We start from the raw sequence: 20,743 nt of genomic DNA, 5'->3' as shown, positions 1-20,743 counted from the left end.
GCCATGGGGAGCAGGCTGCGCGCGCTGCTGTGGCGCGCCGTACTGGCCGCGCTGCTGGTGTGCGGGATCGGGCTGCTGCCCTGGCTCTCGCACACGGACCCGGCGCTGACGGTCCTCAAGGCGCGGTCCGCCGACCGCGACCCCACTCCCGAGACACTCGCCCACATCCGTGCCCAACTCGGCCTGGACGAAGGCCCGGTGCGTCTGCTCGGCCAGTGGCTCGCCGGGCTGCCCCGCGGGGACGCCGGACGGTCGTGGATCTCCGGCTCCGACGTCATGCCCGCCCTGCTCCAGGCACTCGGCGTCTCGCTGCTGCTGGTGACGGTGGCCCTCCTCGTCGCCCTGGTCACCGCCGCGGCCGTCTGCGCACGCACCCTGCGCCTCGGCGCGGCGCGACGCCTGGACGGGCGGCGGGCCGGCGGATCGGCCTCCGCGGTCCTCGCGGCGCTCCCCGAGTTCCTCACCGCGTCCGTCCTCGCCACCGTCGTCGGCGTCCAGTGGGGCTGGCTGCCCGCCCTCGGCTGGTACGGCCCGCAGTGGACCGTGCTGCCGGCGCTCGCCCTCGGCCTGCCCGCCGGCGCGGTCCTCGGGCGGCTCCTCGACGACCAACTCCCCGGCGCCTTCGGCGAATCGTGGGCGCTGGCAGCGGCGGCCCGAGGGCTGCCCGGCCATCGCATCGCACGCCAGGCCCTGCGCCGGTGCGTTCCTGGACTGCTGCCCAACCTCGGGCTGTTCGTCGTGGGCCTGACCGGCGGATCGGTCGCCGTGGAGAAGATCTTCGACATCCCCGGCCTCGGCCGCACCACCCTCCAGGCCGCGCTCGCCCAGGACCTGCCCGTGCTCCAGGCCGGCACCCTGGCCCTGGTCGCCCTCGCCGCCCTCACCACCGTCCTCGCCCGTCTCGCCGCCCGCCGCCTCATCGGCCCCGCGCTGCGCGACGGCGCGCTGCACAGCCTGCACCGGCCGACGCCGCCGGCCCGCGCGGTCCTGCCGCTTGCCTACGGCGCTCTCCTGCTCGGCGTCATCGCCCTCGGTCTGCCACGCGACCCGCTCGCCCTCGACACGGTGGCCCGCCTGAAGTCGCCCTCGCCCGCCCACCCGTTCGGCACCGACGCCCTCGGCCGGGACGTCCTCGCCCGGGTCGCCCACGGCGCACTCGACACCCTGCTCCTCGCCCTCGCCGTCACCGCCCTCGCGCTGATCGCCGGCGTGCTGCTCGGACTGCTGCCGGCGTTGTCCGGGCCGCTCGTCGACACCGTCAACGCCGTGCCGCCCGTCCTCGCCGCGCTCTTCGTCACCGCGGTCACCGGCAGCGGCGCGAGCACGCCCGTCCTCGCCGTCGCCGTCGTCGCCTGGGCCCCGCTCGCCGCGCACACCTCAGCACTGCTGAGCGAGGAACGCGCCACCGTCCACCTCACCGCGACCCGGGCCCTCGGCGCCGGACCCTGGTACCTGCTGCGGAGCGAACTCCTGCCGGCCGTCCTCCCGCCCGTCGCCCGCCACGCGCTGCTGCGCCTGCCCGGCGTCGCCCTCGCCCTGGCCTCCCTCGGCTTCCTGGGGCTCGGCGCCCAACCCCCGTCCCCCGAGTGGGGGTTGCTGCTCGCCGAGAACCAGCCCTACGCCGAACGCGCCCCCTGGGCCGTCCTGGCACCGGCCGCCGTTCTCGCCCTGCTCGGTGCGCTCGCCGTGACGGCGGCGGGCGGCGTGCGACTGCCATCGCGACGGCGATGGCGACGAGAGGGGCACACGACGGCACCCGTGGCGGAACGCGTCCCGGCAGAAGCGGAGTTGGCGGGGACGTGATGACCCTCTCCGCCCTGCGCCCTGACACGGGCAGGGCTCGACTGACTCCTCTTCTCAAGCTCCTGATAGCCACTCAGCTCGCCTTCAACATCGGCTTCTTCGCCGTGCTGCCCTTCCTGGCGGAGCATCTGGGCGGGGCCGTCGGCATGGCGGGCTGGACGGTCGGGTTCGTGCTTGGGCTGCGGACCTTCAGCCAGCAGGGGCTGTTCGTGGTGGGCGGCGCGCTGGCCGACCGGTACGGCATCCGGCCCGTCGTCCTGGCCGGATGCCTGCTGCGCATCGCCGGGTTCGGCTGGCTGGGGTACGCCGGACAGCCCTGGTCGGTGATCGCGGCGGTGCTGCTCATCGGATTCGCCGCCGCGCTGTTCTCGCCCGCCGTCGAGTCCGAGGTGGCCCGGCAGGCCGTCGTGCGGGAGGAGTCGGGGGCCGGTTCGCGCACCAGGGTGCTGGCGTTGTTCACGGTCGCCGGGCAGGCCGGGGCGTTCCTCGGCCCGCTGCTGGGCGCGCTGCTGCTGTCGGTCGACTTCCGTGCCGTCTGCCTGGCCGGCGCGGGGATCTTCGTCCTCGTCCTCGCCGGGCACGCCCTGCTGCTGCCGCAGCGCATCCCCGGCCGGGAGCGGGTCCGGCTGCGGGGCGGGATCGGCCCGTTGCTGCGCAACCGGCGCTTCCTCGCGCTGTGCTGCGCGTACGGCGCGTACCTCCTCGCCTACAACCAGCTCTATCTCGCGCTGCCCGCGGAGGTGGAGCGCGCGGCCGGGTCGCAGGGGCCGCTGGCGTGGCTGTTCGCGCTGTCCTCGCTGCTGGTGGTGACGGCGCAGCTGCCGGTCACCCGATGGGTGGGGGACCGGCTCACCCTGCGCCGCTCCATGGCGGCCGGACTGGCGCTCATCGCGGGCGGCTTCGCGGTCGTCGCCGCGGCGGCCCCCGCCGGGGCGACCGGGGTGAGCGGACTGCTGCCGGCGACGGGCTTCGTCGTCCTGCTCACCCTCGGCCAGATGCTCGTCGCCCCCGCGGCCCGGGCCTGGGTGCCCGACCTGGCGGAGGAGGGCCGCCTGGGTCTCTACACCGGAGCGCTGTCCTCGGTGTCCGGCCTGATCGTGCTGGCCGGCAGCGCGGCGACGGGCGCCCTGCTGGACGCCGGCCTGCCGCCGGCCGCGCCGTGGCTCGTCCTGGCGGCCGTCCCGGCGGCGGCGCTGACGCTGCTCCCGCGCCGTCCGCCCGCCCCGCCGTGCCCCGTCGGCGCGCGCGGCTGACGCGCCCCGCCGACGAGGCGGCCGCCGGCCGCACGGCCCGCGGGCTCGTTCAGCGCCGGGTGAGGTGGGTGAGGGTGACGCCGCTGGGGAACGCGGTGCGCTCGGCGACGTCGAACACCGTGGGGTCGAAGGCGCCGTCGAAGACCGGGATGCCCGCGCCGGCCACCACCGGATAGCTCTTGATCACCAGTTCGTCGATCTCGGGCAGGACGGCGCCCGCGAGCTTGCCGCCGCCGCAGAGCCAGACGTCCAGAGCGGCGTCCTCCTCCCGCTTGAGCTCGCGGACGAGGGCGAGCGGGTCGCCGGGGACGACGGTGACGGCCGGGTCGACGTCGGGGTCGAGCGTGCTGGAGACCACGTACTGCCGCAGGTGGGCGTACGGACTGGTGATGCCCGCGTCCAGGGCGGGACGGTAACTGCCCAGGCCCATGACGACGGTGTCGAAGTGCCGGTTGGGCGCGTCGCTGAGCCCGACGGCGGCGCGGAAGGCGGTCGGGACCGTCTCGGGGTACAGGGCGTTGGTCCAGGCGGCGTAGGCGGCGGCCTGCCGCTCGTCCCCGGCCGGGTAGAAGTCGAACTCGCCGCCGGGGCCGGCGATCCGGCCGTCGAGGGTGACGGCGATGTAGTACACGAGCTTTCGCATCCGGGATAACTCCATACGTAGTACTCTCTCTGTAGTGGTGTGAACGTAGTACTACACATGGAGTGGTGTCAATGGTGAGACGGAACGAGCAACGACGGGCGGCGCTCGTCGATGCCGCGATCGAGGTGCTGGCCGCGCAGGGCGCGCGAGGGCTGACGTTCCGCGCGGTGGACGCCGAGGCCGCCGTGCCCGTCGGCACCGCGTCCAACTACTTCGCCAGCCGCGACGACCTGCTCACCCAGGCCGGCGCCCGGGTCTACGAACGGCTCCAGCCCGACGAAGCCACGATCGCCCGGCAGCGGACGGCCGGCCGCGACCGGGAGACGTACGTGGAGCTGATGCGTGAACTCGTGGGCCGGGTCGCCGCGTTCCGCACCGGATACCTGGCGCTGCTCGAACTGCGCCTGGAGGCCACCCGCCGCCCCGAACTGCGCACGGTCCTCACCGAACGGGTGCGGGCCGACGTCGACGCCAACGTCGCCCATCACGAGGCGTCCGGCCTCCCCGGCGACGCCATGGCCGTCAAGTTGCTGATGCTGACGCTGAACTGGCTGATCGTCGAACAGCTCACCCTGCCGGACGTCTTCACCGAGGCCGAACGCGACGAGCTGGTCGCGGCGGCGGTCGAACGCATCGTGGCGGCGGAGTAGACGCCCCCCCGTCGGCGGTGGCGTGCACGGGCGGCACCGACAACGGCGAAGGGCCCGAACCGTGAGAGCGGTACGGGCCCTTCGCCGTCAAGTCCTGGCCCCCTGGCAGGGGTCGGTGGTCAGCGCGTGGCCAGCTCCAGGCGAGGCTCCGCGGGGGCGGCCGGCAGGACCCGGGAGGTGCGCCACAGCCACAGGACGTCGCGGCCGAAGGACCACAGCAGCAGGGTCAGGGCGAGCAGGGCGACACCGAAGTTGGCGGCGTACGGGAGCAGGTCCGCGCCCGCGACCAGCAGGCAGACGCCCTGCATCGCGGCGACCGTCTTGCGGGCCATGCTCGGCGGGAGCGGGGCGTTCAGCCACGGGGCGACGCGGGCCGCGGCGACGAAGGCGTAGCGCATGCCGCCCATCAGCAGCACCCACGGGCCCAGCTCCATCGACACGTACACGCTGAGCACCAGGATCAGGAACGCGTCGACCTCCATGTCGAACCGCGCGCCCAGCGCCGTCGACGTGCCGGTGCGGCGGGCGACCTTGCCGTCCACGCCGTCCAGGATCAGGGCCACCGCGGTCAGCCCGACCAGCAGGGACACCGGCGGCGCGCTGACGAAGGAGTCCGCAACCAGCGCGGTCACCCCGCCGACCAGCGTGGCGCGGCCGAGGGTGACCCGGTTGGCCGGGCCGAAGGAGCGCAACCGGGAGCGGTGCAGCGCGCGGGAGAGCACCGCCCAGGTGGCGACGGCGAAGACGAGCCCGGTCACCCAGCCCGCCGGCCCCATGCCGATCGCCGTGCCGAGGAAGGCCAGCAACAGGACCTGCACGCCCGCTCCCACAGCGGTCTCCTGCTGGACCAGCCTCGCGTCGTAAGTGTTGTTCAGGGCCACCGCACATCCTCCGGCCAGGTGACAGAGTCGATCAAGGCCGCGTACTGTGCGCGACCTGTGCCACACCTCGGTACGTGAACAAGTTCCCGATCGTTCAGGAGGACGCCGATGAACCGCACCGCACGTGCGTTCTGGATCGGTTCGCCCGGTCATGGCGAGATCCGTGACCTCACCCTGCCGGATCCGGCGCCCGACGAGGTCGTCGTACGGTCCCTGTATTCGGGTGTCAGCCGTGGCACCGAGACGCTCGTCTTCCGCGGCGGCGTGCCCGAGAGCCAGCACACCGCGATGCGGGCGCCGTTCCAGGAAGGCGACTTCCCGGCGCCGGTGAAGTACGGCTACCTCAACGTGGGCCTGGTCGAGGAGGGCCCGGCCGCACTGAAGGGCCGTACCGTCTTCTCCCTCTACCCCCACCAGACCCGCTTCGTCGTCCCGGCGAGCGCGGTGACGCCCGTCCCCGACTCCGTGCCCGCCGCGCGGGCCGTCCTGGCCGGCACCGTGGAGACGGCCGTCAACGCGCTGTGGGACGCCGCGCCCCTCGTCGGAGACCGGATCGCGGTCGTCGGCGGCGGCATGGTCGGTTGCTCGGTGGCCGCGCTGCTCGCCCGCTTCCCCGGCGTCCGCGTCCAGCTGGTGGACGCCGACCCCGCCCGCGCCGAGATCGCCGAGGCGCTCGGCGTCGGCTTCGCGCGCCCCGAGGACGCCCTCGACGGCTGTGACCTCGTCGTGCACGCCAGCGCCACCGAGCAGGGCCTCGCCCGCTGTCTGGAACTGCTCAGCCCTGAGGGCACGGTCCTCGAACTGAGCTGGTACGGCGACCGGCAGGTCTCGCTCCCGCTCGGCGAGGCCTTCCACTCCCGGCGGCTCGTCATCCGCAGCAGCCAGGTCGGCACCGTCTCCCCGCGCCGCTCCGGCCGTACCTACGCCGACCGGCTCGCCCTCGCCCTGGATCTGCTGGCCGACCCCGCGCTTGACGCCCTCATCACCGGAGAAAGCGGTTTCGAGGAGCTGCCGGCGGTCATGCCACGGCTCGCCACGGGGGAGATCCCCGCGCTGTGCCATCGCGTCAGGTACGACGCCGATCCCGCCCGCGACCACGACGAAAGCGCCTGACCTGAGAAAAGAGTGAGAGACGGCTGAACACGGGGAAGCGAAGAGCCGTACTACTCGGCATCCCCCGGCGCCCGATGGCCGGAGGACCAGACGCGCCGCACCTGGAGGGTCGTCCGTTGTTCAGTGTCACCGTCCGCGATCACATCATGATCGCCCACAGCTTCCGCGGCGAGGTCTTCGGACCCGCGCAGCGCCTCCACGGGGCCACGTTCCTGGTGGACGCCACGTTCCGCCGCGAGCAGCTGGACGACGACAACATCGTCGTCGACATCGGCCTGGCGACCCAGGAGCTCGGAGCAGTGGTGAGCGAGCTCAACTACCGCAACCTCGACAACGAGCCCGACTTCGCCGGCGTGAACACCTCCACCGAGTTCCTCGCCAAGGTGATCGCCGACCGGCTCGCCGAGCGGATCCACAAGGGCGCGCTCGGCGAGGGCGCCCGCGGTGTCGCCGGCATCTCCGTCACCCTGCACGAGTCGCACATCGCCTGGGCGAGTTACGAGCGTGCGCTGTGACCGACGTGACCCTGGAGAAGGCCGTCCCCCCGGCCCCGCTCGCGTATGTGCCCGCGCAGACCGTGCCCGTGCCCGCGCAGACCGGGCCCACGAGAACGGAAGCTCCCAAGATCGGCGGGATCATCCCCATGTCCCTGCGCTCCGTGCACTTCGTCATGCCGGGCGGCGTCGACGACGCGGCGAACCCCAGCGGCGGCAACGCCTACGACCGGCGGCTCTGCCTCGACCTGCCGGGCTTCGGCTGGCAGGTCCACAAGCACCTCGTGTCCGGCGAGTGGCCCCGCCCCGGCGCCGCCGCCGCCGGTGAACTGGCCCGCACCCTGCGCGAGCTGCCCGACGGGACCATCGTCCTCATGGACGGGCTGGTCGCCTGCGGCGTCCCCGAGATCGTCGTCCCGGAGGCGGAGCGGCTGCGGCTCGTCATCCTCGTGCACCTGCCGCTCGGCGACGAGCGGGGCATCGCCCCCGAGGTGGCGGCCCAGCTCGACGCCAAGGAACGCGAGGTGCTGCGCGCCGTCCCCGCGGTGGTCGCCACCAGCGAGTGGGCCGTCCGCCGCCTCGTCTCCCACCACGGCCTGGCCCCCGAGAAGGTGCACGTCGCCGCCCCCGGCGCCGACATCGCGCCGCTCGCCTCCGGCACCGACGGCGTCTCCCGCCTGCTGTGCGTGGCCTCCGTGACCCCGCGCAAGGGCCAGCACCGGCTGATCGAGGCGCTCGCCGCGGTCACCGACCTGCCGTGGACCTGCTCCTGCGTGGGCGGCCTCGGCCAGGACCCCGAGTACGTCGACCACCTGCGTCGCCTGATCGCCAAGTACGGCCTCGAGGACCGGCTGGAGCTCGCGGGCCCGAAGGCCGGCGCCGCGCTCGACGCCGCCTACGCCCGCGCCGACCTCATGGTCCTCACCTCCTACGCCGAGACCTACGGCATGGCGGTCACGGAGGCCCTCGCGCGCGGCATCCCCGTCCTCGCCACGGACGTCGGCGGACTGCCCGAGGCGGTCGGCCGAGCCCCCGACGGCGGCGTCCCCGGCATCCTCGTCCCGCCGGAGGACCCGGCCGCGCTCGCCGCCGAACTGCGCGGCTGGTTCGGCGAGGCCGATGTGCGGCGCCGGCTCAAGGCCGCCGCCCGCGGCCGCCGTGCGGCTCTCAACGGCTGGGCGTCCACCGCCCAGAGCCTGGCCGGCGTCCTCGGCCGGCTCCCCAGCGAACCCCGGAGGGCCGCATGAGCAAGACGACGGTGACCCCGGCGGAGCGGCCCGCCGCGGCCACGCCCGCCACATCCGCCATATCGGCCGTTCCGGCCCAGCCGGGGCCTCGGGAGGCGTCCTTGGACACCGACATCAGCACCAGCGACGACAAGCGGGACCAGCCGGCGGGCGACGACTGCGCCGTCATCGCCGGCGCGGGCCCCGTGACCCGACCCGGCGAGCGGCCCACTGTGCGGCTGCGCGACGACGCGGGACCGGAGGAGCCGCCCCGCTATGCCCCCGAGTGGCTCCAGCTGCGCGAGAGCGCCGACGCGGCCGCCCGCGCCATGGACCTGCTCGACCCGCTGCGGATCCGGCTCGCCAACCTGCCGGGCCGCCCCGGCGGGCTGGTCGTGCACGACCTGGGCTGCGGCACCGGTTCGATGGGCCGCTGGCTGGCCCCCCGCCTCGACGGGCCCCAGCACTGGATCCTGCACGACCGCGACCCCTACCTCCTGCATTTCGCCGCCGTCGCCTCCCCGCGCGCCGCCGCCGACGGCAGCCGGGTCACCGTCGAGACGCGGCGCGCGGACGTCGCCCGGCTCACCCCGGACGCCCTGGCCGGCGCCTCGCTGGTCACCGCGTCGGCGCTGCTCGACGTCCTCACCCGCGAGGAGATCGACGCTCTCGCCGCCGCCTGCGCCGGAGCGGGCTGCCCGGCGCTGCTCACCCTGTCGGTCGCCGGACGCGTCGACTTCGGCGAGGCCGACCCGATGGACGAGGAGATCGCCTCCGCGTTCAACGACCATCAGCGGCGCGGCGGCCTCCTCGGCCCCGACGCGGTGACCGCGGCCTGCGAGGCGTTCGCCGACCGCGGCGCGACGGTGAAGGTCAACCCCAGCGCCTGGCGGCTCGGCCCGGAGCAGGCGGCCCTCACCGCGCAGTGGCTGCGCGGCTGGGTCGGCGCCGCCGTCGAGCAGCGCCCCGAACTGGCCTCCCGCGCCGACGAGTACCTGACCCGCCGGCTGGCCGCCTGCTCGGCCGGCGAGCTGCGGGTCGACGTCCACCACAGCGACCTGCTGGCCCTGGCCCGGCCGACGGGCGGCGCGTGATGGGTGCGGAGACGGCGGACGCGCAGGTGCCCCCCACCGCGCGCAAGAGACGGCGCGAGGACACGACCGCGGTCGTGAGGCTGTCCGGACCCTCCGCCGCGGTGACGGCGGACGGGCCGGCGCGGCCCTTCCTCGCCCGTCTCAAGTCCCCCGCTCTCCGCACCCACATCGGCACGTTCGCCGGAGTCGTCATCCTCGCCGTCCTGCTGTGGCGGATGGGGACCGGCGTCTTCCTGGACGGGCTGCGGCGGATCGACGCGCCGACCTTGCTGGCGGCGGTCGGCATCGGCGTGGTCACCACGGTGTTCAGCGCCTGGCGTTGGGCGCTCGTGGCGCGCGGTCTGCGGATTCGGCTGCCGCTCGGCCCGGCGGTCGCCGACTACTACCGCTCCCTCTTCCTCAACGCCGCCCTGCCCGGCGGCATCCTCGGCGACGTGCACCGCGCCGTGCGGCACGGGCAGAGCGCCGGGGACGTCGGACGCGGCGTGCGGGCCGTCGTCCTGGAGCGTACGGCGGGACAGCTCGCGCTGGTCGTCGCCGGGGCGGGGGTGTTGCTGGTGCTGCCGTCGCCGGTGCGTGCCGACGTACGGCACGTCGTCCCGCTCGCCGCTCTCGGCGCCGTGGGCGCGCTCGCCGTCCTCCTCGCCGTGCGCATGAACTCCCCGGCGCGGCGCAAGGGCGGCCGGATCCGGGCGGCGCTGGCCGAGGCGCGCGAGGGGCTGCTGTCCCGGCGCAACGGGCCCGGCGTCGCCCTGTCGTCGCTGGTCGTCCTCGCCGGGCACGTCGCCACGTTCGTCGTGGCCGCCCGGGTCGCCGGGTCCGGCGCCTCCGTCCTGGCGCTGCTGCCGCTGGCCGTCCTCGCACTGCTGGCGATGGGACTGCCGCTGAACGTCGGCGGCTGGGGGCCCCGAGAGGGCGTCACCGCCTGGGCGTTCGGCGCTGCGGGCCTCGGCGCGGGCACCGGCCTGTCCGTGGCCGTCGTCTACGGCGTCCTCACCTTCGCGGCGGCACTGCCGGGCGCGGTGGTCCTGCTGGTCCGCTGGTACAGCGCCCTGCGGGCCCGCCGGGAGGCGCCCGCGGCGACCGCCGACCCGACCGCGATCGCGGACCCGGCGCCGGCCGACGCCGAGCCGGCCGGCCCGGCGCCCGTCGCGACGGCCACGCCCCGGGTGGGCGGTCAGCGATCGCCCTCCGCCGGCGTTCGCGCCGAACTCCCCGAAGGCGTCCGCGTGGAACTCGCGGACGGTTCCGTCAGCAGCGAGAAATACGCGGCGAAGGAATCCGTGAGGCTCGCCAGGAGTTCCTTGCCCTTTTCCGCCGACCCCAGGGAAGGACGGCCGATGACGCCCGAATCGGTATAGGCGGACATTCCCAGCGTGAGCAGATGGCGACGGTCGTCCGCCGTGAAATCGGCCGACTCGTAACCGGGCCGGACGACTTCGGGGTGGGTGTGCAGCAGGATCGAGGTCTCGATCTCCCCGGCGTGCATGTCGGTGAGGAGAGAGGCCGACACCCCGGACCGCTCCCGTGCCGCCTCCCAGTCCTCCGGGGCGGGGAAGAGCGCCATCCGCTCGCCGCGGGCGGAAGCCTCCTGGACGACGTTGCCCAGGACGTAGTTCCCCCCGTGTCCGTTGACCACTACCAGGGCCTCGACGCCCGAGCGGCGCAGTGACGCCGCGATGTCCCGTACCACCGCGTGAAGGGTCACCGAGGAGATGCTGACGGTTCCCGGCCAGGCAGCGTGCTCGTGCGAGCAGGCGATGGCCACCGGAGGGAGGAGCTGCACCGGGTACGCTGCGGCGACCTCCGCGGCTATGGCGCACGCGACGAGCGTGTCGGTGGCCAACGGCAGGTACGGACCGTGTTGTTCGAAGCTTCCGACCGGAAGGACCGCCACCTTGACCGGGACGCCCGACAGCCGCCCTCGTACGTCTTCCGTGGTGTCCGCCGGCAACAGTCCGTGCGCCGCCGACCGTTTGTCCGAACCACTCATCTTTTCCCGGCCTTTCGTCTCTGCTTAGGAACCAGATCATGACAGAAAAAATTGGCGTGCTCGGCAAGAAGACCTCGCAGCGCACCGGTGTGGAACGCGTGGTGAATGCGCCCCTGCCCACCGTCTACGGGAAATTCCAGGCGGTCGGATACCTCGACCACGACCGCGGTGACGAGCAAGTGGCCCTCGTCTACGGCGAGATCGGCGCGGAGGACGTGCTGATCCGCTTGCACTCGGAGTGCCTGACCGGTGACGCGTTCGGCTCCCAGCACTGCGAGTGCGGCGACCAGCTCGACGCCGCGATGCGCGCCGTCGTCGCCGAGGGCCGCGGCATCGTCGTCTACCTGCGCGGGCACGAGGGCCGCGGCATCGGTCTGCTCGCCAAGCTGCGGGCCATGGCGCTGCAGGCGGAGGGCCTGGACACCGTCGAGGCGAACCTCGCCCTCGGCCTGCCGGTGGACGCCCGCGACTACCGCGTGGCCGCCGAGATGCTCAAGGACCTGGGCGTGCGCTCGGTCCGCCTGATGTCGAACAACCCGCGCAAGCGCGAGGCCCTGGTGGACAACGGCATCCAGGTCGCCGAGGAGGTGCCGCTGCTGATCCCGCCGTGCGAGAACAACATCACCTACCTGCGCACCAAGCGCGAGCGGCTGGACCACCACCTGCCGCACCTGGACGCGGTGGCCCACTGGTCCTGACCCCCGCTCCCGGCCGCGCGAACGCGCGGCCACGGGGTACGACGGCCTCGGCCTCGGCGATGCCGGCCGGGGCCGCCCGCGTGAACGGCCGCGCCCGGTTCAGCCGACGACCGCCTCGTGCACCAGACGCTTGAGCTCGGGGTAGAGCTTCAGGGACTTCCTCGGCCGCAGCTGGGTCAGGAACTGCACGGTCAGATCCCGGCTCGGGTCGACCCAGAACGTGGTCGTGGCCACCCCGCTCCAGCCGAACGTGCCCAGCCCCGCGGGGGCTTGGGTGCGGGACGGGTCGATCACGACGGAGACGCCCAGCCCGAAGCCCACGCCGTCGTTGCCGGGCTCGTCGTGGGCGGGGCGGCTGCCGACGGTGCGCAGGTCGGCGCCGCCGGGCAGATGGTTGCGGGTCATCAGGTCCACCGTCTCCGGCCGCAGCAGCCGCACGCCGTCGAGCTCGCCGCGTCGGCGGAGCATCTCCATGAAGCGGTGGATGTCGTAGGCGCTGGCCACCATGCCGCCGCTGCCCGACAGGAACCGGGGCCGCCCGGACAGCGGCAGCCCGGGGATGGGCTGTATGGCGCCGCTGTCGGTGTCCCCGTACAGCTCGGCGAGACGCTCGGCCTGTTCGTCCGTCACCTGGAAGCCGGCGTCGGGCATGGCGAGCGGCCCGAAGACGCGCTCGGCGAGGAACTCGTCCAGGGGCCGGCCGGAGACGACCTCGATGACCCGGCCGAGGACGTTGGTGGCCACCGAGTAGTTCCACTGCGTGCCCGGCTCGAACTGCAGGGGGAGGCGCGCGTACGCCTCCACGGTGCCGGCCAGGTCCGAGCCCGGCAGCACGGCCGAGTCGAGTCCGGCCTCGCGGTAGAGGGCGTCGACCGGGTGACAGTGGTAGAAGGCGAAGGTCAGGCCCGCAGTGTGGGTCATCAGATGCCGCACCAGGAGCGGCTGCCCGGCCGGCCGGGTGGTCAGGTCCGCGCCGGAGCCGGAGACGTACACCCGCTGGTCGGCGAAGGCGGGCAGGTGGTCGGCGACCGGATCGTCGAGGGAGAGGGAGCCGTCCTCCACCAGCGTCAGCGCGGCGACCGAGGTGACCGGCTTGGTCATGGAGTAGATGCGGTAGAGGGTGTCGGCCTCGACGGGGAGACCGGCGGCGATGTCACGCCGGCCGTGCGTGGTGAGGTGGGCGACCCGGCCGCCGCGGGCGACGGCCATGAGGAAGCCGGGCAGGCGGCCCCCGTCGACGTGGTGGGCGACATACCGGTCCAGACGGTCCAGCGCCTTCGCGTCGAGCCCTGCCTCGCGCGGGTCGACCTCTTGCCGCAGTTGTGCCATCGCTTGCCTCCGTTGCGCTCGTACGAGGCGCGCTCCGGCACATCCCGCAGGAACGCCCTCAGCCCTCATCGTCGCCCAGGGACGGCGCCGAAGAGCCCCTTTCCACGCCGTGACCTGTGTGCTCTGTGTCGCGCCGGCCGGCCTGCGGCGAGACCCTCGCCGGCGGACCGGGCCGCAGGGGCGGGGCGCCGGGGGCGCGGCCCGGCAGCAGGCGGCACACCCCGATCGCCGCCGCGGCCGCCGCGGCCAGGACGGCGAGCGGGAGGCGCGAGCCGCCCAGGTCCATCAGCAGGGCCGCGGCCGCCACCCCGAGCGCCGGCCCGACGTTCATCGCCGTCTGCTGCAACCCGCCGGCCACCCCGGCCGACTCCACGGGAGCCCGCCGTACGACGACATGGGTCCCCGCCACCATCACCGTGCCGAAGCCCGCGCCCAGCAGGGCGAACCCGACGCCGAAGGCCGGGGTTCCCGAGGCGCCCGCGAGGACGAGCAGAGCCGCGGCGAGGACGGCCGTCGCCGCGGCGAGGGTCGCCCGTGCGCCGGCCCGCCGCAGCAGGACGGCGGACGCGGGCGCAGCGGCCACCAGCAGCACGGCCAGAGGGAGGCTGAGCAGCGCGGTGCGCAGCGGGGTGAGGCCCAGGCCGTCCTGGAGGAGATGGACGCAGGCGAACAGCGCGCCGTTGAGCGTGGCGGAGGCGGTGACCAGCAGGACGAGCGCCGAGCCCACCGCCGGGGAGCCGATCACGTCCGGCGGCAGCAGCGGAGCCGGCGTGCGGCGCTCGTGCCGGACGAAGGCGACGCCCGCGGCGAGGGCGACGACCCCGGTGACGACAGTGGTCAGGCCGCTCGCTCCCGGGGCGCCGGGGGAGGCGAGAGGGGTGGCCAGGGTGTGCACCAGTCCCGCCAGCGCGACCGCGAGCAGCAGCGCACCCGGGACGTCCAACGCCGGGCGGCCCGCCGCGCCGGAGCGCACGCGCTCCCCGCCCCCGTCGGGGGAGGCGAGAGCGAGCACGCCGAATACCAGCGCGGGCACGATGTTGACGAGGAACACCGCCCGCCAGCCGTACGAGGTGGCCAGCGCCCCGCCGATCACCGGCCCGGCGGCAGCCGCCAGTCCGATCGCGGCCGTGCGCACGGCGATGGGCCGCCGCAGCCGCTCGGGCGGGTAGGCGACCCGCAGCATGCCGAGCGTCGCCGGCTGCGACAGCGCCCCGAACACGCCTTGCACGACGCGCAGTCCGATCACCCAGCCGATGTCGGGGGCCAGCGCGATGCCCGCCGAGGCGGCGCCGAAGCCGAGTATGCCGACGGCGAAGGCCCGGCGGTGACCGTAGCGGTCCCCCAGCCGGCCGGCGAAGACCAACAGGCTCGCCACCGCCACCAGGTACCCGGTGCTGGTCCACTGCACCTGTGCGATCGACGCGTGCAGGTCGCGCCGCAGGGTGGGCTGGGCGACGGTCAGCACGGTGCCGTCCAGAGCGACGACCGCCGCGCCCGCCACACTGCTCGCCAGCGCGAGGGGGCGCTTCATCGTCCGGCCTCCGGTCCCAGGTGGGCGTCGAGCGCGGTCCCCAGGAGCGGGGCGAAGTCATCGCTTCCGGTGGCGAGTTGGAGACTGCCCCAGCGCCACAACTGGGCCAGGCCGTGCAGGTTGGCCCACAGCGCGCCGGCGACCGCCCGCGCGTCGGCGCCGGGCCGGACGCGGGCCACGAGTTCCACCAGCACGCCGAACAAGGGCAGGCTGGTGTCCCTCAGCCGAAGATGCCCGCTCTCCAGCAGATCGTGACGGAACATCAGCTCGTACATGCCGGGCTGCTCGAGGGCGAACTCCAGGTAGACGTAGCCCAGTTGCGAGAGCTTTGCGCGCGGGGGAGCGTCATCGTCGCCCAGCGCCGAGGTCACCCGGCCGGCCAGTTCGGTGAAGCCCCGGTGGGCGATGGCCGACAACAGCTCCAGGTGGGTGGGGAAATGGCGGCGCGGAGCCCCGTGCGACACACCCGCCCGGCGGGCGATCTCCCGCAGCGTCAACGCCTCGACGCCCTGTTCGGCCAGCAGTTCCACACCGACGTCGACGAGTCGCGTGCGCAGATCGGGCTCGTCCTTCTGTGGCGGTTTCACTGGGGCTCACTCCCGGAGGGCTCGGCTGCAGACAGTGTCTACCATGATCCGGTAGACACTGTCTACGCCTGCCCGGGAGGCCGGGCAGGCGCCGGCCGCTCAGTGGAAGCCGCTCACTGCTTCCCGACGTACGACGCCAGATGCTCGCCGGTGAGCGTGGCGCGGGCCGCGACCAGGTCGGCCGGGACGCCCTCGAAGACGATCCGGCCGCCGTCGTGACCGGCGCCGGGGCCGAGGTCGATGATCCAGTCGGCGTGCGCCATGACCGCCTGGTGGTGCTCGATCACGATGACGGACTTGCCGGAGTCCACGAGCCGGTCCAGCAGGGCGAGCAACTGCTCGACATCGGCGAGGTGGAGCCCGGTCGTCGGCTCGTCGAGGACGTACACGCCGCCCTTGTCGGCCATGTGCGTGGCCAGCTTGAGCCGTTGCCGCTCGCCGCCCGAGAGGGTGGTGAGCGGTTGGCCGAGCGTGAGGTAGCCGAGGCCCACGTCGGCGAGCCGGGTCAGCACGGCGTGCGCGGCCGGCGTACGCGCCTCGCCGGCGCCGAAGAACTCCTCCGCCTCCGTCACCGACATCGCCAGCACCTCGCTGATGTCCCGGCCGCCGAACCGGTACTCCAGGACCGAGGCCTGGAACCGCTTGCCCTCGCACTCCTCGCAGGTGGTGCTGACGCCGGCCATCATCGCCAGGTCGGTGTACAGGACGCCGGCGCCGTTGCACGTGGGGCAAGCACCCTCGGAGTTGGCGCTGAACAGCGCCGGCTTCACGCCGTTGGCCTTGGCGAACGCCTTGCGGATGGGTTCCAGCAGACCGGTGTACGTCGCCGGGTTGCTGCGGCGCGAACCGCGGATCGGCGTCTGGTCGACCGAGATCACGCCCTCGCCGGCGGGGATCGAGCCGTGGATCAGCGAGCTCTTGCCGGAACCGGCCACGCCGGTCACCACGCACAGCACGCCGAGCGGGACGTCGACGTCCACGCCCTTCAGGTTGTGCGCGTTCGCGCCGCGGATCTCCAGCGTGCCGGCCGGCCCCCGCACCGACTCCTTCAGCGCCGCCCGGTCGTCCAGGTGCCGCCCGGTGACGGTGTCACTGCCGCGCAGCCCCTCGACGGTGCCCTCGAAGCAGACGGTGCCGCCCGCGGTGCCGGCGCCCGGGCCGAGGTCGACGACATGGTCGGCGATCGCGATGGTCTCCGGCTTGTGCTCCACGACGAGCACGGTGTTGCCCTTGTCCCGCAGCCGCAGCAGCAGGTTGTTCATCCGCTGGATGTCATGGGGGTGCAGACCGACCGTCGGCTCGTCGAAGACGTAGGTCACGTCGGTGAGGGAGGAGCCGAGGTGGCGGATCATCTTGACGCGCTGCGCCTCGCCGCCCGACAGCGTGCCCGCCGGCCGGTCGAGCGAGAGATAGCCGAGCCCGATCTCCGTGAACGCCTCCAGGGTGTGCTGCAGCGCGGTGAGCAGCGGCGCGACCGTGGGCTCGCGCAGAGCGCGGATCCACTCGGCCAGGTCCCGGATCTCCATCGCGCAGGCGTCGGCGATGCTGACCTCGCCGATCTTCGACGAGCGGGCGCCCTCGCTGAGCCGGCTGCCGTCGCACTCGGGACAGGTGGTGAAGGTGACCGCCCGCTCCACGAACGCCCGGATGTGCGGCTGCATCGCCTCCTTGTCCTTGGACAGGAACGACTTCTGGATCTTCGGGATCAGCCCTTCGTAGGTCAGGTTGACGCCGTTGACCTTCACCTTGGTCGGCTCGCGGTGCAGGAAGTCGCGCATCTCCTGCTCGGTGTACTCCCGGATCGGCTTGTGCGGGTCGAGGAAGCCGGACTCGGCGTAGATCCCCACCGTCCACACGTTGTCCGACTTCCAGCCGGGGATGGTGAACGCGCCCTCCGCGATCGACTTGGAGTCGTCGTAGAGCTGGGTGAGGTCGATGTCGGAGACCGTGCCGCGGCCCTCGCAGCGGGTGCACATGCCACCGGTGCGGGAGTAGGTCGCCTTGACCGCCTTCTTGCCGCCGACGGCGATCGCCCCGCTGCCGCGCACGGAGGCGGTGTTGAAGGAGTACGCGCTCGGCGGGCCGATGTGCGGCGTGCCGAGCCGGCTGAAGAGGATGCGCAGCATCGCGTTCGCGTCGGTGGCGGTGCCGACGGTGGAGCGGGGGTCGGCGCCCATCCGCTGCTGGTCGACGATGATCGCGGTGGTGAGTCCGTCGAGGACGTCGACCTCGGGCCGGTCCAGCGTCGGCATGAAGCCCTGCACGAAGGTGCTGTAGGTCTCGTTGATCAGACGCTGCGACTCGGCGGCGATCGTGTCGAACACCAGCGAGCTCTTGCCCGAGCCGGACACGCCGGTGAACACCGTCAGCCGGCGCTTCGGGATCTCGATGCTGACGTCTTTCAGGTTGTTCTCGCGCGCCCCGTGCACGCGGATCAGCTCGTGGCTGTCGGCCGCGTGCGCCGGGGAGTCCGTGCCCATGTCCGTGCCGGTGCTCGTGCCCTTGCCCATGTCGTCGTCCACGCTCGCGTGAGTGCTGATGTCCATGGGCCTCACGCTATGGGCGTTCGGAGGGCGGCGCTTCTCGATTTCTGACCGGTCGCGTGACCTGTTTCGCGACACAGGACGGGATGCCCGCGGTCGCACGCGCCGGATCCTGCCGGTACACGCTGGGCGGCACGCCGACCAGCTCCGTGAAACGCGTGCTGAAGGTGCCCAGCGACGAACAGCCGACGGCGAAGCAGACCTCGGTCACGCTGAGATCGCCGCGCCGCAGCAGCGCCATCGCGCGCTCGATGCGGCGCGTCATGAGGTACGAGTACGGCGACTCGCCGTAGGCGCGCCGGAACGCGCGGCTGAGGTGCCCCGCCGACATGTGCACGCCCCGCGCGAGGGCCTCCACGTCCAGCGGCTGCGCGTACTCCCGGTCGATCCGGTCACGCACCCGGCGCAGCAGCGCCAGATCGCTGAGCCGCCGCGCCGGGTCGGGTCTGCTCGTCACCCGGGTGATCGTGCCACGCCGCCCCGCGAGTTCCAAGATCCCGTGCCCGGCGGCTCATTGGCGGCTGACGCTGCGGGTGACGCCCGCGACGACGGTCGTGGCCAGGATCCATCCGGTGACGATGAGGACGTACGCCAGTGTCCGGTAGCCGCCCGACGGGGCGAACGCGGACTCCTGCCCGAAAGAGATCACCGGCAGCAGCAGGTCGAGGGTGTAGAAGACCGGGTCGAACTCCGGCGCCTCGGACGCCTTCAGCGCGCGCGGACGATGCTGCGCGAAGGCGGCCGAGCCGACGGCGAGCAGCGACAGCAGCCAGACCGCGGCGCGCAGCGGGCGGAATCCGTACCCGACGGTGGCGTCCTGGAGGTGGCCCCACAGCCTGCCGTACCAGGGCAGCGTGCCGCGGTGCCGGCGCTGCTTCGCGAGCTGGACGAGGCGGGCCGCCCGGTCGTCGCCGACGCGCCGGTACGCGGCGGTCAGCTGCTCGTAGGCGTGCGGGTCGAAGGCGTCGTCGTCCCGCTCCAGCATCGGCAGGCGCCGCTCGGCGGGCTCGTGCGGGGTGAGGAAGGTGTAGGTGAGGTCGAGCAGGCGGACCTGGTCGGGCAGCATCTCGGGCTCCAGATGGAGCTGGTTGATCTCGGCGCGCCGAAGGTTGAGCCGGCCCACGACGGGCTCGCCCGCGCGCAGCCACAGCTCGCCGATGACGCAACTGCTGGCCCGCAGGGCGGTGTCGCCGGGGTTGGAGAGTGTGGTCTGCATCAGGTCCACGCGGCCGGGTATGCGGGAGCCGCGCAGATCGATCCGGCCGTGTGCGCGCAGCCGGCGGCCCAGCAGGTTGGCGCCCACGTCCAGGGACTCGGCGTCGAGGACGTGCCCGCCGGGGTTGCTCAGCTGGGCGTCCTGGAGGTCGATGGAGCCGGCGACGGTGGCGCCGTCGAGCCGGATGCGCCCCCGGGCGCGCAGCCCGCGGGCGCAGAGGTCGTCGTCCACGGTGATCTGGTTGAGCTGGAGCACCGGCTCGTCGGGGTCCGCGCCACTGATCTCCGCGTCGTCGAGGAACAGCCCGCCGGAGATCTGCGCGCCCCCGAGGTACACCGGCCCGTCGATGCGGCAGCTCGTCAGCCGCAGGCTGCCGTCGATCCGGGTCCTGGCCGCTTTGAGCCCGGGCAGGACCGAGTCGCGCAGATTGAGGTAGCCGAGCTGGGCGCCGGCGAGGCGGGGGGCCTCCTCGAAGCGGCAGTACCCGAGTCGGGCCACGTTGTCGACGACCGCGTAGCTCAGGTCGAGCACGCCGATGACACGCGCCCCCAGCACCTTGAGCGCGGCCACCTCGCCGGCCTCGCGGGGGCCGTTGAGCAGCAGGGCCCGCAACACGACCGCGCGGACGGTGCGTTCGGGGCCGTCCTCCTCGCCCAGGGCGCGCAGATCCACGGTGGTCCCCGTGGCGAAGGCCCGCCAGACGCGCTGTTCGGCCGGTGTCAGATCGTCGATCTCCATCAGCCGCGACTCTGGCGGGCCCTTCGAACCGTGTCAACAACTCGTTGTCCCACGAGCGTTGACCCGGGGCTACTTCTTCGCCGACTCCACGGCGTGGCCGCCGAACTGGTTGCGCAGCGCGGCGATCATCTTCATCTGCGGCGAGTCGTCCTGGCGGGAGGCGAACCGCGCGAACAGGGACGCGGTGATGGCCGGCAGCGGCACCGCGTTGTCGATGGCGGCCTCCACCGTCCAGCGGCCCTCGCCGGAGTCCTGCGCGTAGCCGCGCAGCTTGTCCAGGTGCTCGTCCTCGTCGAGGGCGTTGACCGCCAGGTCCAGCAGCCAGGAACGGATGACCGTGCCCTCCTGCCAGGAACGGAAGACCTCGCGCACGTCCGTGACCGAGTCGACCTTCTCCAGCAGCTCCCAGCCCTCGGCGTAGGCCTGCATCATCGCGTACTCGATGCCGTTGTGGACCATCTTCGAGAAGTGGCCCGCGCCCACCTTGCCCGCGTGGACGTAGCCGTACGGGCCCTCCGGCTTGAGCGCGTCGAAGAGGGGCTGCAGGCGGTCGACGTGCTCCTTGTCGCCGCCGACCATCAGGGCGTAGCCGTTCTCCAGGCCCCAGACGCCGCCGGAGACGCCGGCGTCGACGAACCCGATGCCCTTGGAGCCGAGTTCGGCGGCGTGCTTCTCGTCGTCCGTCCAGCGGGAGTTGCCGCCGTCCACGACGACGTCGCCCGGCTCCAGGAGGTCGGCGAGCTCGTCGATGACGGCCTGGGTGGCGGGTCCCGCCGGGACCATCACCCAGACGGTGCGCGGCGCTTCGAGCCGGGCGACCAGCTCGGGCAGGCCGGCCACGTCGGACAGCTCGGGGTTGCGGTCGTAGCCGATGACGGTGTGGCCGGCGTTGCGGATGCGCTGGCGCATGTTGCCGCCCATCTTGCCGAGACCGATCAGGCCCAACTGCAT

18 protein-coding genes and 1 pseudogene are annotated in these 20,743 nt (G+C 73.5%); 9 read left to right on the top strand and 10 right to left on the bottom strand.

Annotated elements, in window-relative coordinates; genetic code table 11:
• Nucleotides 1-3 precede the first annotated feature (3 nt).
• Nucleotides 4-1,803 carry an ABC transporter permease subunit gene (locus ACIRS4_RS05185; protein WP_404190224.1) on the top strand — a complete coding sequence of 600 codons (1,800 nt, stop codon included), beginning with the start codon at nt 4-6 and terminating at the stop codon, nt 1,801-1,803.
• On the top strand, nt 1,803-3,056 hold the full coding sequence (locus ACIRS4_RS05180; protein WP_404191039.1) for an MDR family MFS transporter: 1,254 nt from the start codon (nt 1,803-1,805) through the stop codon (nt 3,054-3,056). Before ACIRS4_RS05185 ends, ACIRS4_RS05180 begins: the two co-directional genes overlap by 1 nt.
• Before the next feature lie 49 nt (nt 3,057-3,105).
• Here ACIRS4_RS05180 and ACIRS4_RS05175 read toward each other — a convergent pair whose 3' ends face one another.
• Nucleotides 3,106-3,699 (bottom strand): dihydrofolate reductase family protein, encoded by a 594-nt coding sequence (locus ACIRS4_RS05175; RefSeq protein WP_404190221.1) that lies wholly within the window; start codon nt 3,697-3,699, stop codon nt 3,106-3,108.
• 71 nt (nt 3,700-3,770) lie between these two features.
• Between ACIRS4_RS05175 and ACIRS4_RS05170 the strand changes: the two genes are divergently transcribed.
• Entirely contained in the window at nt 3,771-4,349 is a 579-nt protein-coding gene (locus ACIRS4_RS05170; protein WP_404190219.1) for a TetR/AcrR family transcriptional regulator, read from the top strand.
• A gap of 119 nt (nt 4,350-4,468) precedes the next feature.
• On the opposite strand, the gene ACIRS4_RS05165 is transcribed toward ACIRS4_RS05170, so the two are convergent.
• Nucleotides 4,469-5,230, bottom strand: a complete 762-nt coding sequence (locus ACIRS4_RS05165) for a CDP-alcohol phosphatidyltransferase family protein (protein WP_404190217.1) — start codon at nt 5,228-5,230, stop codon at nt 4,469-4,471.
• A 108-nt stretch (nt 5,231-5,338) separates the two neighbouring features.
• On the opposite strand from ACIRS4_RS05165, the gene ACIRS4_RS05160 reads away from it, so the two are divergent.
• From ACIRS4_RS05160 to ACIRS4_RS05140, 5 genes and pseudogenes are all read left to right on the top strand, one after another.
• The gene (locus ACIRS4_RS05160) at nt 5,339-6,343 is read left to right on the top strand and encodes a zinc-binding alcohol dehydrogenase (protein ID WP_404190215.1); all 1,005 of its coding nucleotides are present in this window, start codon (nt 5,339-5,341) and stop codon (nt 6,341-6,343) included.
• A gap of 116 nt (nt 6,344-6,459) precedes the next feature.
• Nucleotides 6,460-6,858 carry a 6-carboxytetrahydropterin synthase gene (locus ACIRS4_RS05155; protein WP_130437707.1) on the top strand — a complete coding sequence of 133 codons (399 nt, stop codon included), beginning with the start codon at nt 6,460-6,462 and terminating at the stop codon, nt 6,856-6,858.
• Nucleotides 6,855-8,084, top strand: coding sequence for a glycosyltransferase family 4 protein (locus ACIRS4_RS05150; RefSeq protein WP_404190212.1), 1,230 nt, complete (start codon nt 6,855-6,857; stop codon nt 8,082-8,084). The genes ACIRS4_RS05155 and ACIRS4_RS05150 overlap by 4 nt, the downstream gene beginning before the upstream one ends.
• On the top strand, nt 8,081-9,157 hold the full coding sequence (locus ACIRS4_RS05145; RefSeq protein ID WP_404190209.1) for a methyltransferase domain-containing protein: 1,077 nt from the start codon (nt 8,081-8,083) through the stop codon (nt 9,155-9,157). The genes ACIRS4_RS05150 and ACIRS4_RS05145 overlap by 4 nt, the downstream gene beginning before the upstream one ends.
• A pseudogene (locus tag ACIRS4_RS05140) lies at nt 9,157-10,110 on the top strand (YbhN family protein); the annotation flags it as partial. The gene ACIRS4_RS05145 and the pseudogene ACIRS4_RS05140, both read left to right, overlap by 1 nt.
• A gap of 224 nt (nt 10,111-10,334) precedes the next feature.
• Here the strand turns inward: ACIRS4_RS05140 and ACIRS4_RS05135 are convergent.
• The gene (locus tag ACIRS4_RS05135) at nt 10,335-11,150 is read right to left on the bottom strand and encodes a creatininase family protein (RefSeq protein ID WP_404190206.1); all 816 of its coding nucleotides are present in this window, start codon (nt 11,148-11,150) and stop codon (nt 10,335-10,337) included.
• 38 nt (nt 11,151-11,188) lie between these two features.
• On the opposite strand from ACIRS4_RS05135, the gene ribA reads away from it, so the two are divergent.
• On the top strand, nt 11,189-11,848 hold the full coding sequence (gene ribA, locus ACIRS4_RS05130; RefSeq protein WP_404190204.1) for a GTP cyclohydrolase II: 660 nt from the start codon (nt 11,189-11,191) through the stop codon (nt 11,846-11,848).
• A 99-nt stretch (nt 11,849-11,947) separates the two neighbouring features.
• Here the strand turns inward: ribA and ACIRS4_RS05125 are convergent, their stop codons facing one another.
• The 7 genes from ACIRS4_RS05125 to gnd form a co-directional block, all read right to left on the bottom strand.
• Entirely contained in the window at nt 11,948-13,177 is a 1,230-nt protein-coding gene (locus ACIRS4_RS05125; RefSeq protein WP_404190201.1) for a serine hydrolase domain-containing protein, read from the bottom strand.
• Nucleotides 13,178-13,235: 58 nt separating this feature from the next.
• Nucleotides 13,236-14,708: an MFS transporter gene (locus ACIRS4_RS05120; RefSeq protein ID WP_404190198.1), complete on the bottom strand. Its 1,473-nt coding sequence runs from the start codon at nt 14,706-14,708 to the stop codon at nt 13,236-13,238.
• Nucleotides 14,705-15,295 (bottom strand): TetR/AcrR family transcriptional regulator, encoded by a 591-nt coding sequence (locus ACIRS4_RS05115; RefSeq protein ID WP_404190196.1) that lies wholly within the window; start codon nt 15,293-15,295, stop codon nt 14,705-14,707. Before ACIRS4_RS05115 ends, ACIRS4_RS05120 begins: the two co-directional genes overlap by 4 nt.
• A gap of 113 nt (nt 15,296-15,408) precedes the next feature.
• Nucleotides 15,409-17,805, bottom strand: coding sequence for an ATP-binding cassette domain-containing protein (locus ACIRS4_RS05110; RefSeq protein WP_404191036.1), 2,397 nt, complete (start codon nt 17,803-17,805; stop codon nt 15,409-15,411).
• A 46-nt stretch (nt 17,806-17,851) separates the two neighbouring features.
• Complete coding sequence (locus ACIRS4_RS05105) at nt 17,852-18,295, bottom strand: helix-turn-helix transcriptional regulator (RefSeq protein ID WP_404190193.1); 444 nt, start codon at nt 18,293-18,295, stop codon at nt 17,852-17,854.
• 54 nt (nt 18,296-18,349) lie between these two features.
• Nucleotides 18,350-19,792 (bottom strand): membrane-associated oxidoreductase, encoded by a 1,443-nt coding sequence (locus ACIRS4_RS05100; protein ID WP_404190191.1) that lies wholly within the window; start codon nt 19,790-19,792, stop codon nt 18,350-18,352.
• A 69-nt stretch (nt 19,793-19,861) separates the two neighbouring features.
• Nucleotides 19,862-20,743, bottom strand: coding sequence for a phosphogluconate dehydrogenase (NAD(+)-dependent, decarboxylating) (gene gnd, locus ACIRS4_RS05095; protein WP_404191034.1), 882 nt, complete (start codon nt 20,741-20,743; stop codon nt 19,862-19,864).

The sequence above is a fragment of the Streptomyces sp. NPDC101166 genome (assembly GCF_044768125.1).
GTDB lineage: Bacteria > Actinomycetota > Actinomycetes > Streptomycetales > Streptomycetaceae > Streptomyces.
Note: the sequence above shows the minus strand (reverse complement) of the source record. Positions and strands in the feature narration are given on the sequence as shown.

What these genes read in the sequence shown, in the direction of transcription:
- ACIRS4_RS05185 (WP_404190224.1), top strand. Translation starts at nt 4, where the DNA reads ATGGGGAGCAGGCTGCGCGCGCTGCTGTGGCGCGCCGTACTGGCCGCG.
- ACIRS4_RS05180 (WP_404191039.1), top strand. Translation starts at nt 1,803, where the DNA reads ATGACCCTCTCCGCCCTGCGCCCTGACACGGGCAGGGCTCGACTGACT.
- ACIRS4_RS05175 (WP_404190221.1), bottom strand. Translation starts at nt 3,699, where the DNA reads ATGCGAAAGCTCGTGTACTACATCGCCGTCACCCTCGACGGCCGGATC.
- ACIRS4_RS05170 (WP_404190219.1), top strand. Translation starts at nt 3,771, where the DNA reads ATGGTGAGACGGAACGAGCAACGACGGGCGGCGCTCGTCGATGCCGCG.
- ACIRS4_RS05160 (WP_404190215.1), top strand. Translation starts at nt 5,339, where the DNA reads ATGAACCGCACCGCACGTGCGTTCTGGATCGGTTCGCCCGGTCATGGC.
- ACIRS4_RS05145 (WP_404190209.1), top strand. Translation starts at nt 8,081, where the DNA reads ATGAGCAAGACGACGGTGACCCCGGCGGAGCGGCCCGCCGCGGCCACG.
- ACIRS4_RS05135 (WP_404190206.1), bottom strand. Translation starts at nt 11,150, where the DNA reads ATGAGTGGTTCGGACAAACGGTCGGCGGCGCACGGACTGTTGCCGGCG.
- ribA (WP_404190204.1), top strand. Translation starts at nt 11,189, where the DNA reads ATGACAGAAAAAATTGGCGTGCTCGGCAAGAAGACCTCGCAGCGCACC.
- ACIRS4_RS05125 (WP_404190201.1), bottom strand. Translation starts at nt 13,177, where the DNA reads ATGGCACAACTGCGGCAAGAGGTCGACCCGCGCGAGGCAGGGCTCGAC.
- ACIRS4_RS05120 (WP_404190198.1), bottom strand. Translation starts at nt 14,708, where the DNA reads ATGAAGCGCCCCCTCGCGCTGGCGAGCAGTGTGGCGGGCGCGGCGGTC.
- ACIRS4_RS05110 (WP_404191036.1), bottom strand. Translation starts at nt 17,805, where the DNA reads ATGGGCAAGGGCACGAGCACCGGCACGGACATGGGCACGGACTCCCCG.
- ACIRS4_RS05100 (WP_404190191.1), bottom strand. Translation starts at nt 19,792, where the DNA reads ATGGAGATCGACGATCTGACACCGGCCGAACAGCGCGTCTGGCGGGCC.
- gnd (WP_404191034.1), bottom strand. Translation starts at nt 20,743, where the DNA reads ATGCAGTTGGGCCTGATCGGTCTCGGCAAGATGGGCGGCAACATGCGC.